Source organism: Citrobacter sp. CRE-46 (assembly GCF_059615875.1).
In genome coordinates this window covers 16,203-32,045 of record NZ_CM184341.1, presented here as the reverse complement: position 1 = coordinate 32,045, position 15,843 = coordinate 16,203, and the positions used below count along the sequence as shown (strand labels likewise).

The following is a 15,843-nucleotide window of genomic DNA, read 5'->3' as shown; positions in this document are numbered from 1 at the left end:
GAGCGATCAGGCTATGCCTGTCGTGACGGTAAATGTCCGGGTGTGCTGCGGTTCTATTTCAATCAAGGTGCCATTGTGTTGTGCCGCCAGGAATCCTTCGGGTCGACAGGTTGCAGGCAAGGCGAATGCCGCAACCTGTTGATCGCCGTTATACAGGATCCATCGCGTCACATAATTCAGCTCCGCGCTGGAGAAGCGTGTAACGAACGTGGTGCCATCTGGTGCTATCATGCTAAATTCTGGCTTATCTGTGTACCTGTCCAGTTGGTCAGCAAAGAAGACAATTTCCGGATCGTAAAAATGGGGTTCATTGAGCCGCGCCAGAGAAGCCTCGCCCTGCACAATCCGCTGATTAAACGCCAGCCATTGCTCAGTCGGTTTAACATGCGCGGGTATCGACTCACGCAGCTTCATGGCCTCATCCGGAATATTCTGGCTGAAGGAGGCTTCCGGTACGTAGGCATAGTTCATATGGCACATGTACTGCAACGGCATTGCCACTGAGGCGAGGTTGGTAACCGCCATCTGAATATCAAACAGCGCGCTCGCTTTGTGCATTACCACCGCAGGATGCGCCTGATAATGATGACCGAACCCCATCACATACTCATAGCGTCCACCCACGCGCAAATTCTCACCCTCCAGCTCCAGCCAGGCTTCATCCATCGCGGCACAAGCCATTTCACCGTGCAAAGGATGTGAATCTTCTGGCGATGGGCAACCATTAGCCAACAGACCTGAGTGGAAGGCAAAACAGCCATAGGTCGCCACCACTTCCGCCGCCGGTTTCGGCTGACTGAACATGTTACGCATGGTCAGGTCATGGCCATCAAACTGAGCATCCCAGATCATTTGCCCCATCCAGGGCAGAATAACCAGATGTCCACGACTGTTTTCTACCTTCAGCCCTTCCACTCCGCTGGCGTAACGAAATGCGGTAACCGTGAAGTCGCTATTCTTCAGTAAGATTCGCGGATGCTCTGCAAAGAGTTCTCGCCACAGCGTTATACGTGTTGTCATGATCGCTCTCCTCAGGAAACTGTCGCTTCAGCCAGGTTGTTGCGCACTTTGCTTTCACGCCAGAAGTAGATACCGACGTACACGAAGCAGAGCATGGAAACCAGGAACGAAAGTTGCAATGAATGGAACATATCAGCCACATAGCCCTGAATCGCCGGAACCACCGCCGCGCCGACAATCGCCATAACAATGACGGCACCTGCCATTTCGGTATGTTCGTTATCCACGGTATCAAGCGTACCGGCATAGATTGTCGCCCAGCAGGGTCCAAACAGGACACTTACCAGCACTGCGACATACACAGCGCTGAAACTTGGCGCCAGTGCAACATAGATGAGGAACAGGGCACCAATGATGGAATAGAGAATCAGCACTTTTTCCGGATTGAAGCGTGTCATCAAAATGTTGGCGATAAACTTGCCGATAAAGAAGCAGGCGAAGCTATAGACCATGAAGGTTGAGGCGTCGCGCTCGTTGATATCACCTAATTCCAGGGCCAGACGGATGGTGAATGACCACACCGCGACCTGCATCCCCACATAAAGAAATTGCGCCACAATTCCGCGACGGAAACGGGCATTGCTGGCCAGATAACGCAGTGTATCCATCGCTGACGGGCGTTTACGACTCGTGGTTTGCGCGACTTTACAGGTCGGGAAGCGGGTCAGCAGGAATAACACCATCACCACAACCAGCACCATAATCATGTACTTGTATGGCTCAAGAGTATTTTCCAGCATCATCACTTTAAAGTTATGGATCTGCTCGGCGTTCATCCCGGCCATCTGTTTTTCAAGGCTTTCGCCTTCAGAGAAGACCAGATATTTACCCAGCAGAATACCAGCCGCTGCGCCAATAGGATAAAAGGTCTGGCTGATGTTCAGGCGTAAGGTCGCATAGGCTTTTGGGCCTATCATTGAGCTGTAGGTGTTGGCTGCCGTTTCCAGGAAACTCAGGCCAATCGCAATCGCGAAAATCGCCGCAAGGAACATGGTGTAGGTGGCCATGTGCGATGCCGGGAAAAAGAGCGTACACCCAACGATATAAAGGGTCAGCCCCATTAAGATGGCGATTTTATAACTGGTTTTTTTAATCACCAGAGATGCCGGGATCGCAATTAAAAAATAGCCGCCATAAAAGGCACTCTGAACTAATGCCGAGGCAAAGTTACTGAGTGAAAATACACTTTTGAATTGCGTAATCAGAATATCATTTAATGCGGCTGCGCATCCCCATAACGGGAATAAACAGGATAACAAAATAAACTGGAACAGAGGGGTCTTATTCAAATAGCCGTCAGGCATCTGAATGATGTTTTTATCGTTCATAGTGCTACCTTTTACAGTGCAGGAGTATTATTCGTTTAAGGTAAGAAACTCATTAAATTGTTCGATGCTTGGATAAGATGATTGAGTGCCTTTCCCGGTAACGCTGAAAGCAGCGAAGAGAGCGGCTTTTTTCATGGCGGTTTCCACATCACCGCTTTGAACGTAATAGTGAGCAAAACAACCGATGAAAGCGTCGCCTGCGCCACTGGTATCGACAGCGTTCACTCTAAACGCCGGAACATGGACTTCCTGGTCACGCGTCATCCACAGCGCACCTTTCTCACCCATGGTGACGATAATATTGTTCAGACCTTTATCAACCAGAGAACGTGCCGCTGCGCGAATATGGTCATAGGTATCTACTGACATACCGGTTAATATTTCCAGCTCGGTTTCGTTCGGCACGAAAAAATCACATTTACAGGCATAAGACATATCTAATTCCCGTAATGCAGGGGCGGGATTTAGTAACACTTCAATACCGTGTTTTTTGCCAAATTCAATCGCGTGATAAACGGTTTCCAGCTGCACTTCCAGTTGCAGGACAATAAGCTGACATTTTTTCAGATCTTCCGCCGCACGATCGATATCTTCCGGGGAGAGAAATTTGTTCGCTCCTTTAATAATCAGAATGCTGTTGCTGGAGTTGGCATTAACAAAGATCGGTGCGACACCGCTGCTGGTGCAGGGTACCTTTTCGACATAGGTGGTATTAATTCCCCAGGATTCGAGATTACGAATAGTGTTATCCGCAAAAATGTCATCACCGACTTTTGTCAGCATCAGCACTTTGGAATTGAGCTTAGCGGCCGCAACGGCCTGATTTGCGCCTTTACCCCCGCAGCCAATTTTGAACGCCGGCGCTTCCAGCGTTTCCCCTTCTTTGGGCATCTGGTTGATGTAGGTGATGAGATCCACCATGTTGGAGCCAATAACCGCGATATCCATTTTACTACCTCTCAGAAACAATCACACAACAATGATATTAAAATAACATTATCATGTTACTTTTGTATCATTTGTGACTAGGATCGCGATTGGAAGATCATTTTATTGTTTATTTATTACGCTAAATGTTGCTATCCGATCACACTAAAAATGATGAAGTTGCTTACAATTGACTGAAAGTTAACTGGATATAATCAATAAAACGTGAAAAAACACGCTTTTATTTCCGAATAGTCAGACGTATAGTAATGCGGCAATGTCATGTTCTCAGAAACACAAAAATGTTACTGAAGGAACATGGAAATATGATTCGTGGAGAAGCACATGGAAACCAAGCAGAAAGAACGTATTCGACGTCTGATGGAATTGTTGAAGAAGACCGACCGAATCCATCTGAAAGAGGCGGCACGAATGCTGGAAGTTTCTGTGATGACTATTCGTCGGGATCTCAGTCAGGATGACGAGCCGTTACCCCTCACGCTGCTCGGTGGTTACATTGTGATGGTGAACAAACCTGCTACCATCGTTAACGCGCCACTCCCCGCGCAAAAGCAGTATCACCGCGACGATTTACCGGTTGCCATTCTGGCAGCGGGACTGGTGAGTGAAAATGATCTGGTCTTTTTTGATAATGGTGCGGAAATGCCGTTGGTGGTCAGCATGATCCCGGACGATATTTCCTTTACCGGGATTTGCTACTCGCATCGGGTGTTTGTAGCGCTAAATGAAAAACCCAACGCCACAGCGATTCTTTGCGGGGGAACCTACCGGGCGAAAAGTGACGCCTTTTACGACACCAGCAATCCCTCCCCGCTGGATGCACTCAACCCACGGAAAGTCTTTATCTCCGCCAGCGGAATCCATGAGCATTTCGGCGTTAGCTGGTTCAATCCGGACGATCTGGCCACAAAACGCAAAGCGATGGAACGCGGATTACGTAAAATTCTGCTGACGCGCCACGCCCTGTTCGATGAGGTCGCCCCCGCCAGCATTGGTCCACTCTCCACCTTTGACGTACTGATAAGCGACCGTCCGTTACCGGCAGATTACGCAACCCACTGCCGGAACGGCTCTGTCAAAGTGATTACCCCGGATTCAGACGGCGACTAACTCACTCGAAGAAGACGGAGATTTTATTAAACATCGACGGGTCTGACTGGTTGCGGGCGACTTTCACCACATCTTCCAGTTTGTCGATCTGGCTTATCATCTGTTCCAGACGCTGATCGTCGTTGACCAGTAGCCAGATACGGCTCTTATCGCTGTCCTGAATCGGTAGGCAAAGAATACCTTCCACGTTGAACGCGCGGCGGGCAAACAGCCCGCAGACGTGGGTCATTACGCCCGGATGGTTGCGTACGGTGAGTTCCAGGATTACGTTGTCATGAGTCTGCTGTTGCATGGCTTATTCCCCCACCATTTCAGTGTTTGCCGCGCCCGGCGGCACCATCGGGTACACTTTTTCTTCCGCGTCGATACGCACGTGGATCAGCGCAGGTCCAGGACGATTAATCATTTCCTGCAACGCTGCCTGTGGATCCGCTTCGTTATTTAAATCACAAGTTTCCAGACCAAATCCGGCTGCGATCTGCATAAAGTTAATCATCCCCGGATAGGTCGCGGCAAAAACACCCTGCTTATAGAACAGGCTCTGCTGCTGATATACCAGACCCAGCGCTTCGTTATTCATCAGAATGATTTTAATATCCAGCTGATTTTCGCTGGCCGTCGCCATTTCCTGAATATTCATCATCAGGCTACCGTCGCCAGAGAAGCACAGGACTTTTTTATCCGGGTTCGCCAGCGCCGCGCCAATGGCCGCCGGCAGACCAAATCCCATGGTGCCCAGACCACCAGAGGTCAGCCACTGGCGCGGACGGTTCAGCGGATAAGCCTGCGCCGCCCACATCTGATGCTGGCCGACGTCGGTGGTGATAATGGCGCTGTCATCCACGCAAGCCGCCACAGCGTTGATCAGCCCATAGTGACTGAGCGGGTCGCTTTCCTGCGGAATAGCGCAAGGAAACTCACGTTGTAAATCGGCCACCATCTGATGCCATGCCTCTCGCGGCTGGGCTGCAACCAATGGGATCAGTTGCGCCAGAACCTCATCGACATCCGCCTGAATCGCGACATGCGGCTGTTTGATTTTACCCAGCTCCGCACGATCGATATCCACGTGGATGATTTTGGCGTTCGGGCAGAACTGTTCGGTTTTACCAATCGCCCGGTCATCAAAACGTGCGCCCAGAACAATCAGTAAGTCCGCTTCTTGCAGAATAAAGTTGGTGCTGCGCGCGCCGTGCATACCCAGCATGCCTAACGACAGCGGATGCGCCTTTGGCAGCATGCCCAGCGCCATCAAGGTCATGGTGGTAGGCAGCATGGCTTTTTCGGCCAGTTCACGCACGCGTGCGGGCGCGTTAATCACGCCGCCGCCGAGGTACAGCACCGGACGCTGTGCGGCATTAATCATGGCCGCGGCATCGCGAATGCTGTCCTGACTGAACGCCGGCGCCGCCATTTTCTGCGCGGGTTCCGGCATCTCTTCAATTTCAAATACGGCGGTTTGAATATCCTTAGGAATGTCTATCCACACCGGGCCTGGACGTCCGGACTGCGCAATGCGGAACGCATCGCTCATGACCTGCGGTAATTCATTGATATGGCGGACCAGATAGTTGTGTTTGGTGATGGGGATAGAAATACCGTAGGTGTCGACTTCCTGGAAGGCGTCGGTACCGATCATCGAGGCCGGAACCTGCCCGGTGATACACACCAGCGGGATGGAATCCAGACGAGCATCGGCAATCGCGGTAACCAGGTTGGTGGCGCCCGGCCCGCTACAAGCCATACACACGGCGGGTTTACCATCGGTTCGCGCCATGCCTTGCGCGATAAACCCCGCGCCCTGCTCGTGGCGCGCCAGGATATGACGGATTTTCGTGCTTTGGCTTAACGCGTCATAGACGGGAAGGATCGATCCGCCAGGGATACCGGTGACTACCTGGATTCCCTGACGTTCCAGGAAATGAACGATGAATTCTGCGCCCGTAAAACGCGTACGCTTGGATGTTATGCCCGAACTTGCCATGCTCCAGTCCTTTTATTCTGGGCCGTTGCTCCGGGCAGGTCTCTTAAACGAAAAACCCCGCCCGGTTTGCGCCGGCGGGGTTTTGGAATCGTGTGTTGATCCGGACCCTACGGCGCATTGCCGACGACCACCACCACACGCACGACGACCGCTGCGCGAGATGGCGCAGTTTTTAGTAGGGTCGCAGTCAGCATGGAAGGGTTCATTAGGGACCTGTCTGTTTGTTGATTAACTGGATTTATACAAACACAGGTTTTTCAGCGTGACAATGGAAAAATTTTCATCTGCACAAAAATGCGTCAAAGATCACATTTCGCTATGTGATGATGAAAAACAAAAAACCCCGCCGGAGCGAGGTTCTTTTCAGCGTTGTGCGGTTGGTAGCCGCCGGGCACACTGTGTTATGTCAACGAGAAAAGTATACGCGTTCTGCGAAGAACACGCAATTTCGGCACGAATTTTGATGATGTTGAGTATGGCCTAATGTTGACGTCTCGTCCATAAAATACTGTTAATTTATACAGTATTTATCTATAATATTTCGGTACGCAATGTGTTATGCGGGGGCCGCATCGTAAACCGGCGCATCAAAGTCCTGGCTGAAACGGGTGGTGCCGTCAGCGCCTTAACCCCCGTGTGAGCACACTGTGTTATGTCAACAAAGGTGCTGGCAACAGGCAGCGGCGAGGTACGCCAGCACCGTGCTCCTTGTACCAAAAGGAGAGCGTATGAGCCTCGTGGATATCGCTATTCTTATCCTCAAACTCATTGTTGCAGCACTGCAACTACTTGATGCCGTTCTGAAATACGTTAGGTAATTCAGATTCAAGTCGCACCTAAGGGGAGCGGGTAACACTCCGCTCCCCTTTCACCTTTTCCCAGGTGCTTGTCACGCGTCAATATGTTACGTTTTTATGACATTTTCAGGGAAGAATTCCGCCATGACGCTTTCTGTTTTCTGCATTTTGCTGTTCGCCGCGTTGCTGCATGCCAGCTGGAATGCCATTGTTAAGGCTGGAAACGATAAACTGTACTCGGCGATCGGCGTCAGCGGCTCGGCTGCGATTATGGCATTGATCTGCTTACCCTTTGCGCCTCAGCCTTCTGCCGCCAGCCTGCCATTTTTGGCTGTCTCAACGGCCTTACAAGTGGTGTACACGGTTCTTGTCGCCAAAACCTATCAGGTTTCGGATATGAGTCAGACCTATCCTTTAATGCGCGGCACCGCACCGTTGCTGGTTGCGATTATCAGCGTCCTGTTTCTTGGCGATAGTCTCTCTACGCTTGCCTGGGTGGGGATTGCCACCATCTGCCTGGCTATTCTCGGCATGGCATTTAACGGACGCAGCAGCTCGCAACGCGGGATCGTTCTGGCGCTCATTAACGCCTGTTTTATTGCCGGTTACACGCTGGTCGACGGCACCGGGGTACGCTTATCAGAAACCGCGTTGGGTTATACGCTGTGGACCTTCTTTCTGAACGGTTCTTGCCTGCTCACCTGGGCGATGATCGCCAGACGCCGGGAAGCGTCACGCTATCTGGTACAGCAGTGGAAGAAAGGTATTCTTGGCGGGATTGGCACGATGGGTTCCTACGGACTGGCGCTGTGGGCCATGACCCAGGCGCCGTTGGCGGTGGTCGCTGCGCTGCGTGAAACTTCCATCCTGTTTGGCGCGCTGCTCGCCTGGCTGCTGCTGAAAGAGAAGGTCGCAGGGATACGTCTTGTCGCAGCCGCAGGTATTGCCATAGGTGCGGTTTTGCTACGCTTGTCATGATCTGTTGGTCGACCTGATGCAATCCGGCAACATTTGTTGCCGTTTTTTGTTTACATTTCCTGCCGTTCATCGCTTTAACATTCCAGCCTACTATCTGGCCTTCTTTTTCTGTTGTGGTAGATTCCACGCGCATTTACGGGAAAGTGCAGCACCTTATTCTTATTTTTTCACTTTTTGAAAAGTTATCAGCGAAATGAAAAGGCATAGAAGCGTCAATTTGTTGTTGATGTTGGTATTACTGGTGGCGGTTGGACAGATGGCGCAAACCATTTATATCCCCGCTATTGCTGATATGGCGCATGAACTGAACGTTCGCGAAGGGGCGGTGCAGAGCGTGATGGCCGCCTATCTACTGACCTACGGCCTGTCACAACTGTTTTACGGCCCACTTTCCGATCGTGTTGGCCGCCGTCCGGTGATCCTCGCCGGGATGTCTATTTTTATGCTGGCCACGCTGGTCGCCATCACCACCCACAGCCTGACGGTACTGATTATCGCCAGTGCAATCCAGGGGATGGGAACAGGCGTCGGCGGTGTGATGGCGCGAACCTTGCCGCGAGACCTGTATGAAGGTACGCAGCTTCGTCACGCCAACAGTTTGCTGAATATGGGGATCCTGGTCAGTCCGCTGCTGGCGCCGCTGATTGGCGGTATGCTGGATACCGTGTGGAACTGGCGCGCTTGTTATATTTTTCTGCTGATTCTGTGCGCGGGCGTCACGTTTAGCATGGCGCGCTGGATGCCGGAAACGCGCCCGGCAGGCGCGCCGCGTCCACGGCTTATCGCCAGTTACAAGACGCTGTTTGGCAACAGCTCTTTCACCTGTTACGTGCTCATGCTGATCGGCGGCCTGGCGGGCGTTGCGGTCTTCGAAGCCTGCTCCGGGGTATTATTGGGCGCAAGGCTGGGTTTAAGCAGCATGGTGGTCAGTATCCTGTTTATTCTGCCTATTCCGGCGGCGTTTTTCGGCGCCTGGTTCGCCGGTCGCCCGAACAAGCGTTTCTCAACGCTGATGTGGCAGTCGGTCATTTGCTGTCTGGTCGCCGGTTTGATGATGTGGATCCCAGGCCTGTTCGACGTGATGAACGTCTGGACGCTGCTGGTTCCCGCCGCGCTGTTTTTCTTCGGCGCCGGGATGTTGTTTCCACTGGCAACCAGCGGCGCAATGGAACCTTTCCCGTTCCTGGCGGGCACTGCCGGCGCGCTGGTCGGGGGATTACAGAACATTGGTTCCGGTGTGCTGGCGTGGTTCTCTGCGATGCTGCCGCAGACCGGACAAGCCAGTCTGGGCCTGTTGATGACCCTTATGGGGCTGCTGATTTTTGTATGCTGGCTTCCACTGGCGTCACGCGTGTCGCATCAGGGGCAGGCGGTTTAAGCGCATGATGGCCCGGTTTATCGCCGGGCTTGTCACATTCAGGCGCAACCATCGTCGTCAGTAACGGCTCCAGCGCCGGACGCCAGGCTCCCTCCTCGCCATCATAGAACTGCGTATCCGCATTGACAGCATAGGGAATCTTCGCTTTCTTCAGCTCGCACGCCATAAAACGGGCGAAGGCCATTTGCGCTGCAGAAGGTCCATTTTTAATGGTTTCTCCCGGCGACCAGCCGCCTACCCAACTCACATGACCGGTTTTCTGCTGCCAGCGAATGGCGGTATTGATACGGGCGCGAATAGCCGTCTTTTCCGCTGCAGTCCCTGACGTCCATGGGTATTTGCCGTTATTTTTCAGCGGCCCCCACGGGAAGATATGCCATTCGGCCAGCACGGTATTCTGGCTTTGCGGCGGCAACTTCAGGTTTGGCAGTTCTTCCGGCGCGGCACGCAGTCGCGGCGCGATGAAGATCATCCGTTGCGGGTCAATAGCGTGGATGGTACGAATCGTTTTGTCATACACCCGGTTGAGCGATGCCTGATTATGGTTGAGCTTATCCGCAGGTTCATAAATCAGGTCAAAACCCAGAAGCGGCGAACGTTGACCAAAGTAATGCGCCACCGCCACCCACCAGTTAACCACCTCTTTTTCATTACCGGCGCTGGGATCTTGTTTATATTCATCCGCCTGGTAAGCAATAATCGGGATTACGCCATACTGCTCGCAGGCTTCGACCAGCTTGCGCAGATGAATCAGTCTGGCTTCTGTCGGTTCTCCCGCCACGCGAATACGCACATGGGAAATGCCTTTCGCCCTGAAATCCCGCACCACCAGCGGATCGAACTCGCGGATGCCACGCTCGGTTCGCGCCCAATCTACGTCCATCCCGACCCCAAGCTGCTGCGCATACGACGCCGCCGTCAGCGCTGGTGGTGCTGCACACACGGTGGCGCTGGCGAAGAGTAACAGGGAAACAATCGACTTTAACACGGTCGTCCTTACGCAAATCATCAGGAGTGATATCACGTATTTAGCATGCTTTTTTACTTTCCGTGTAGAGAGAAAGCGTAAAAATATGCATGACCCGCTTATTTAACCTGCTCCTGTAGCCAGCCAATAAACGCCTCGATTTTCGGCCACTGCCTGCCGGGCAGCGTGGTGATGTAGTAATGCTGATGGCATTTCAGCGCCATATCGCCAAAAGGCGCGACCAGCTCTCCGCTATCGAGGCGTTTTTGCACCAGCCTCTTACGGCCCATCGCTACGCCGATGTGATTCATTGCCGCAATCACCGCTAAATCTGAACGATCGAAACCAATGCCCGACGATGTCGGCAAATTTACCGCAAAATGCTGCGCCCAGCTGTGCCATTCATCGGTCCCGGAATCGTTGCTCCACGCCTGTCTGTCATGCAGCAACGTACAGTGCGGCAAATTCACCAGCGAGCCAGTGAGACCATAACGAGAGGCATAGTCCGGGCTGCAGACCGGCAAAATCTCTTCATCCATCAGAAAATGATGCGTGAGCTGCGCGGAGGGCGCGTCGTCAAAATAGATCGCCAGATCGATGCCGGCACGCTGCAGGTTGACGTTGTCGTTCCCAGTCAGCATGGTCAGCGAAATCGACGGGTAGCGACGGGTGAAGTCGCCGAGCGCCGGAACCAGCCAACACTGGGCGATAGAGGGCCGTGAGTACACGGTGAGCGTCCCCGACAGTTCCTGATTTTTGATATCAAGAATTTCCTGGTTAAGCGTGTCCAGCGACGATTTCAGCGCCCAGAACACCCGTTTACCCTCGTGAGTCAGTTCCACTTTGCGGTGAGAACGGACAAACAGTTGAATACCCAACTCATCTTCCAACTGATTAATGCGATGGCTGACAGCGCTGGGGCTTAATGACAACTCCTCTGCCGCCAGCGCAAACGACTGATGGCGGGCCGCCACTTCAAAGGTATACAGCTTTGACAGCTGCCAGCCGTTAAGTAGTCGGTTTCTGACTTCGCGTAGGGGATCCATATTCATCTCTGTCATCCTGAATCATGTGTCGGAGTGTAAAAAAAACCGCTGTAAAAATCAGCACAAAGATGATTCATAGTGAACCATATCGCACTAATGGCGTGTAATTAGACGTAAATCACTCACTTGATGCAATCTGGCTCATGTGAAAGAGGATTTATATCGTTTGTCAGACCCTGCCTTATTTTTGTCCAATAACCTCAGGTTAATCACAGGGCAAGGTGAGTTATGCACTCTCAAATCTGGGTTGTGAGCACGCTGCTGATAAGCATCGTGTTAATCGTTTTGACCATCGTGAAGTTCAAATTCCACCCGTTTCTGGCGCTGCTGTTAGCCAGCTTCTTCGTGGGTACGATGATGGGTATGGGGCCGCTGGATATGGTCAATGCCATTGAGAGCGGCATTGGCGGTACGCTGGGCTTCCTCGCCGCGGTTATCGGCCTCGGGACCATTCTGGGCAAAATGATGGAAGTGTCCGGCGCGGCAGAACGCATTGGCCTGACGTTACAGCGCTGCCGCTGGCTTTCCGCTGATGTCATTATGGTGCTGGTCGGGCTGATTTGCGGGATCACGCTGTTTGTTGAAGTCGGCGTGGTACTGTTGATTCCGCTGGCTTTTTCGATTGCCAAAAAGACCAATACTTCACTGCTGAAGCTGGCGATCCCACTGTGTACGGCGCTGATGGCGGTGCACTGTGTGGTGCCGCCGCATCCGGCCGCTCTGTTCGTCGCGAATAAGCTGGGTGCGGACATTGGCAGCGTAATTGTTTACGGTTTACTGGTGGGCTTAATGGCCTCGCTTGTCGGCGGGCCGCTGTATCTGAAATTTCTCGGTAACCGCCTGCCGTTTAAACCGGTGCCGGCTGAGTTTTCCGACCTTAAAGTTCGCGACGAAAGTACGCTGCCGTCGCTGGGCGCAACGCTGTTTACCGTCCTGTTGCCGATTGGCCTGATGCTGGTCAAAACCGTTGCTGAGTTGAACATGGCGAAAGGCAGCACGCTGTATACGCTGCTGGAGTTTATTGGTAACCCGATCACCGCGATGTTTATTGCCGTCTTCGTGGCCTACTACATTCTCGGCCTGCGTCAGCACATCGGCATGGGCGCGCTGCTGACCCACACTGAAAACGGGTTTGGTTCGATTGCCAACATTCTGCTGATTATCGGCGCAGGCGGCGCATTCAACGCTATCCTCAAGAGTAGCGGGCTGGCGGATACCCTCGCGCTAATCCTTTCAAACATGCATATGCACCCAATTCTGCTGGCGTGGCTGGTGGCGTTAATTCTGCATGCTGCGGTGGGCTCTGCCACAGTGGCGATGATGGGCGCGACGGCAATCGTGGCACCAATGCTGCCGCTCTATCCCAACGTTAGCCCGGAGATCATCGCTATTGCAATTGGTTCCGGCGCCATTGGCTGCACGATCGTCACAGATTCCCTCTTCTGGCTGGTGAAGCAGTACTGCGGCGCCACCCTGAATGAGACGTTCAAATACTATACGACCGCGACATTTATCGCGTCCGTGATTGCACTGGTGGGCACATTCCTGCTTTCCTTTATTATTTAAGCGCGAAGAGACTGACTATGGAAAACATTCAAACACTTATCGGCCAGTATCCTTTAGTGGAAGATCTGGTGGCTCTCAAAGAGACGGCCTGGTTTAACCCTGGCACCACCTCTCTTGCAGAAGGTTTACCCTATGTTGGCCTGACCGAACACGATGTTCAGGATGCCCACGCCCGGCTGACGCGCTTCGCGCCGTACCTGGCACAGGCCTTCCCGGAAACCGCAGCCACCGGCGGCATTATTGAGTCTGAGCTGGCTGCAATCCCATTGATGCAAAAACGCCTGGAAAAAGCATTCGGACAGCACATCTGCGGCGAACTGTTGCTGAAGAAAGACAGCCACCTGCCGATTTCCGGCTCAATTAAAGCGCGTGGCGGCATTTATGAAGTCCTGACCCACGCGGAAAAACTGGCGCTGGAAGCCGGTCTGCTGACGACAGAAGATGATTACAGCATTCTGCTTTCACCTGAATTTAAACAGTTTTTCAGCCAGTACAGCATCGCGGTAGGCTCCACCGGCAACCTCGGGATGTCGATTGGCATCATGAGCGCCCGTATCGGCTTTAAGGTGACGGTACATATGTCTGCCGACGCGCGCGCATGGAAAAAAGCCAAACTACGCAGTCACGGCGTGACGGTCGTCGAGTATGAAGAAGATTACGGCGTGGCGGTTGAACAGGGTCGCAAAGCGGCAGAGTCCGATCCGAACTGCTTCTTTATTGATGATGAAAATTCCCGCACGCTGTTTTTAGGTTACGCGGTGGCTGGTCAGCGTCTGAAGGCGCAGTTCGCGCAGCAGGGTCGCGTGGTGGATTCTGACCATCCGCTGTTTGTCTACCTGCCGTGCGGCGTCGGCGGCGGTCCTGGCGGGGTGGCGTTTGGTCTGAAGCTGGCGTTTGGCGATAACGTACACTGCTTCTTCGCCGAGCCGACCCATTCACCCTGCATGCTGCTGGGGATTTATACCGGGCTGCACGATACCATTTCCGTGCAGGACATTGGCATCGACAACCTGACGGCGGCGGATGGGCTGGCGGTGGGCCGCGCTTCGGGGTTTGTCGGCCGGGCGATGGAACGTCTGCTCGACGGTCTGTACACCCTGGACGATCAGACGATGTACGACATGCTGGGCTGGCTGGCGCAGGAAGAAGGGATTCGCCTTGAGCCTTCAGCGCTGGCGGGGATGGCCGGTCCGCAGCACGTTTGCGCCTCTGCTGACTATCAGCAGATGCACGGCTTCAGCGCCGACCAGCTCAATAACGCCACTCATCTGGTGTGGGCGACCGGCGGCGGCATGGTGCCGGAAGCCGAAATGGCGCAGTATCTGGCCAAAGGGCGATAACGCCGCTGTGCTTAACGCAGCATCGCCATCAGTTCCATCGGTGAGCGATGCTGCTTAAGCAGGTCACGCATCACGCGCATATGCGGCGCGGTATGGTTGAAGAAAGCCTGATATCCTGTACACAGCACGCCCTTTCCATTCTCCTCGCGATACGCAGGACAATCGCCATGGTAATACTGAAACAAAGAGCATGCCTGACAGCGTGTATTCTGCAGTGTCATCGTCTGGCATTCAAACAGTGCCGTCCGACCACACCACTGGCGTAGCGTATTATCGAAAAGTTGAATAGATATTTGATTAATATCTTCACGTACCCAGATATCAAATATCGCAATTAAAAATCGCCCCCACCCGTCCGGCGTCACTGAATCTTCAGTCAGGTAACCTGAAGCATCGCGCTTAATCAAAGGAGTAAACTGTACGAGGCGAACTTTTCCTTGTTGCAAACCACGATACAATTCAACCGGTTGTAAACTTTTCTGGTGGTTAATCACCATTTCTAAAACGTCATCACTAACATCCATGTTCTCACATCCTGTCATGCATAATTCTCGATAAATACGATAAGTTGGCGAACATGCGTTACAGCAAACAGTATTGCGAGGGATAACACCGCGAGGGAGATCATAAATTTGTCACGCACCGCGCGAGATTCAGAAAAATCACTATCACTCACATCCATGAGATTACGGCTGCGGGTATAACGCCAGAGAATAATCGCCACCAACGTCAGTATGACGATCGATATCCAGAACAGTGCCCCAGCCTGATGCCAGTTGTGCTTAATCGCCAGCGCCATTAACGCGCCATAACCCAACAACGTACGAAACCATGCCAACGATGTGCGCTCCGGTTGTAGTCCCGGATCGGCGATACGTCGCGATTTACGGCTATCCGGCATACAGCACCAGCACCATGACAATCACCGCTACAATCGTCAGCATTGCGCTGATAATGAGCAAACTGTGGGTGTAAGGCAAATCCTCTTTCAAGCGCATTGCCTTTTCATTACGTAACCAGCGCAAATAACCATAAATAGCCAGACCGCCAGCAAACAGACACAGCAACAGGGCCAATACTTCGCGAATAACCGGCGTGGCGAAATCCGGAGCCAGTTGATCCAGACCAACGCCTGCGGCCAGAAAACCTAACGAGGTGCGTATCCATGCCAAAAATGTGCGTTCATTTGCCAGCGAGAAGCGGTAATCCGGCGCTTCCCCTAGGCGGGAAATCTTCATGACGACTCCTTCAATATTGTTGTCTGGTCGTTATACCGGAACAGTTCAGCAGTATGAACCTGATTCGCAAACGGAAGAGAACGTAATGTGATGAGACAATGGAAAAAAGATGTGGCGAATGGCGACTTGCACCGTATCCGACC

17 protein-coding genes are annotated in these 15,843 nt (G+C 52.8%); 6 read left to right on the top strand and 11 right to left on the bottom strand.

Annotated elements, in window-relative coordinates; translation table 11 throughout:
* Positions 1-6: 6 nt before the first annotated feature.
* The 3 genes from AC534G_RS00155 to rbsK are packed head-to-tail and all read right to left on the bottom strand — an operon-like array spanning position 7 to position 3,296.
* On the bottom strand, positions 7-1,020 hold the full coding sequence (locus tag AC534G_RS00155; protein ID WP_110496418.1) for an aldose 1-epimerase family protein: 1,014 nt from the start codon (positions 1,018-1,020) through the stop codon (positions 7-9).
* Positions 1,021-1,031: 11 nt separating this feature from the next.
* Positions 1,032-2,348 (bottom strand): L-fucose:H+ symporter permease, encoded by a 1,317-nt coding sequence (fucP, locus tag AC534G_RS00150; RefSeq protein WP_038635670.1) that lies wholly within the window; start codon positions 2,346-2,348, stop codon positions 1,032-1,034.
* Positions 2,349-2,375: 27 nt separating this feature from the next.
* Positions 2,376-3,296 (bottom strand): ribokinase, encoded by a 921-nt coding sequence (rbsK, locus tag AC534G_RS00145; RefSeq protein ID WP_110496416.1) that lies wholly within the window; start codon positions 3,294-3,296, stop codon positions 2,376-2,378.
* A gap of 324 nt (positions 3,297-3,620) precedes the next feature.
* Here rbsK and AC534G_RS00140 point away from each other — a divergent pair, with 324 nt between their 5' ends.
* Positions 3,621-4,406: a DeoR family transcriptional regulator gene (locus AC534G_RS00140; RefSeq protein ID WP_085049143.1), complete on the top strand. Its 786-nt coding sequence runs from the start codon at positions 3,621-3,623 to the stop codon at positions 4,404-4,406.
* Position 4,407: 1 nt separating this feature from the next.
* Here the strand turns inward: AC534G_RS00140 and ilvN are convergent, their stop codons facing one another.
* The 3 genes from ilvN to ivbL all read right to left on the bottom strand — a co-directional run bounded on the left by ilvN (position 4,408) and on the right by ivbL (position 6,596).
* Positions 4,408-4,698, bottom strand: coding sequence for an acetolactate synthase small subunit (ilvN, locus tag AC534G_RS00135; protein ID WP_038635677.1), 291 nt, complete (start codon positions 4,696-4,698; stop codon positions 4,408-4,410).
* A 3-nt stretch (positions 4,699-4,701) separates the two neighbouring features.
* Positions 4,702-6,390 (bottom strand): acetolactate synthase large subunit, encoded by a 1,689-nt coding sequence (ilvB, locus tag AC534G_RS00130; protein ID WP_069323662.1) that lies wholly within the window; start codon positions 6,388-6,390, stop codon positions 4,702-4,704.
* 107 nt (positions 6,391-6,497) lie between these two features.
* Positions 6,498-6,596 (bottom strand): ilvB operon leader peptide IvbL, encoded by a 99-nt coding sequence (gene ivbL, locus AC534G_RS00125; RefSeq protein ID WP_003827118.1) that lies wholly within the window; start codon positions 6,594-6,596, stop codon positions 6,498-6,500.
* 522 nt (positions 6,597-7,118) lie between these two features.
* Between ivbL and tisB the strand changes: the two genes are divergently transcribed.
* The 3 genes from tisB to emrD all read left to right on the top strand — a co-directional run bounded on the left by tisB (position 7,119) and on the right by emrD (position 9,543).
* Positions 7,119-7,208 carry a type I toxin-antitoxin system toxin TisB gene (gene tisB, locus AC534G_RS00120; RefSeq protein ID WP_110496414.1) on the top strand — a complete coding sequence of 30 codons (90 nt, stop codon included), beginning with the start codon at positions 7,119-7,121 and terminating at the stop codon, positions 7,206-7,208.
* Positions 7,209-7,331: 123 nt separating this feature from the next.
* Entirely contained in the window at positions 7,332-8,165 is an 834-nt protein-coding gene (locus AC534G_RS00115) for an EamA family transporter (protein ID WP_110496412.1), read from the top strand.
* Between the two features lie 193 nt (positions 8,166-8,358).
* Positions 8,359-9,543, top strand: a complete 1,185-nt coding sequence (gene emrD, locus AC534G_RS00110; RefSeq protein WP_110496410.1) for a multidrug efflux MFS transporter EmrD — start codon at positions 8,359-8,361, stop codon at positions 9,541-9,543.
* On the opposite strand, the gene AC534G_RS00105 is transcribed toward emrD, so the two are convergent.
* On the bottom strand, positions 9,470-10,552 hold the full coding sequence (locus tag AC534G_RS00105; RefSeq protein ID WP_069323659.1) for a cellulase family glycosylhydrolase: 1,083 nt from the start codon (positions 10,550-10,552) through the stop codon (positions 9,470-9,472). The genes emrD and AC534G_RS00105 overlap by 74 nt on opposite strands.
* A 77-nt stretch (positions 10,553-10,629) precedes the next feature.
* On the bottom strand, positions 10,630-11,556 hold the full coding sequence (dsdC, locus tag AC534G_RS00100) for a DNA-binding transcriptional regulator DsdC (protein ID WP_038642948.1): 927 nt from the start codon (positions 11,554-11,556) through the stop codon (positions 10,630-10,632).
* Positions 11,557-11,784: 228 nt separating this feature from the next.
* Between dsdC and dsdX the strand changes: the two genes are divergently transcribed.
* A complete protein-coding gene (gene dsdX, locus AC534G_RS00095) occupies positions 11,785-13,122 on the top strand; it encodes a D-serine transporter DsdX (protein WP_110496408.1) in 1,338 nt (445 codons plus the stop codon).
* Between the two features lie 17 nt (positions 13,123-13,139).
* Positions 13,140-14,462, top strand: a complete 1,323-nt coding sequence (dsdA, locus tag AC534G_RS00090) for a D-serine ammonia-lyase (protein ID WP_110496406.1) — start codon at positions 13,140-13,142, stop codon at positions 14,460-14,462.
* Positions 14,463-14,473: 11 nt separating this feature from the next.
* On the opposite strand, the gene AC534G_RS00085 is transcribed toward dsdA, so the two are convergent.
* From AC534G_RS00085 to AC534G_RS00075, 3 genes are read right to left on the bottom strand one after another with little or no spacing between them, the layout of a single operon-like run.
* A complete protein-coding gene (locus AC534G_RS00085) occupies positions 14,474-14,986 on the bottom strand; it encodes a radical SAM protein (protein ID WP_038635697.1) in 513 nt (170 codons plus the stop codon).
* 14 nt (positions 14,987-15,000) lie between these two features.
* Positions 15,001-15,363: a DUF202 domain-containing protein gene (locus AC534G_RS00080; RefSeq protein ID WP_038635699.1), complete on the bottom strand. Its 363-nt coding sequence runs from the start codon at positions 15,361-15,363 to the stop codon at positions 15,001-15,003.
* The gene (locus AC534G_RS00075; protein WP_038635701.1) at positions 15,353-15,700 is read right to left on the bottom strand and encodes a YidH family protein; all 348 of its coding nucleotides are present in this window, start codon (positions 15,698-15,700) and stop codon (positions 15,353-15,355) included. The genes AC534G_RS00080 and AC534G_RS00075 overlap by 11 nt, the downstream gene beginning before the upstream one ends.
* Between the last annotated feature and the right edge of the window lie 143 nt (positions 15,701-15,843).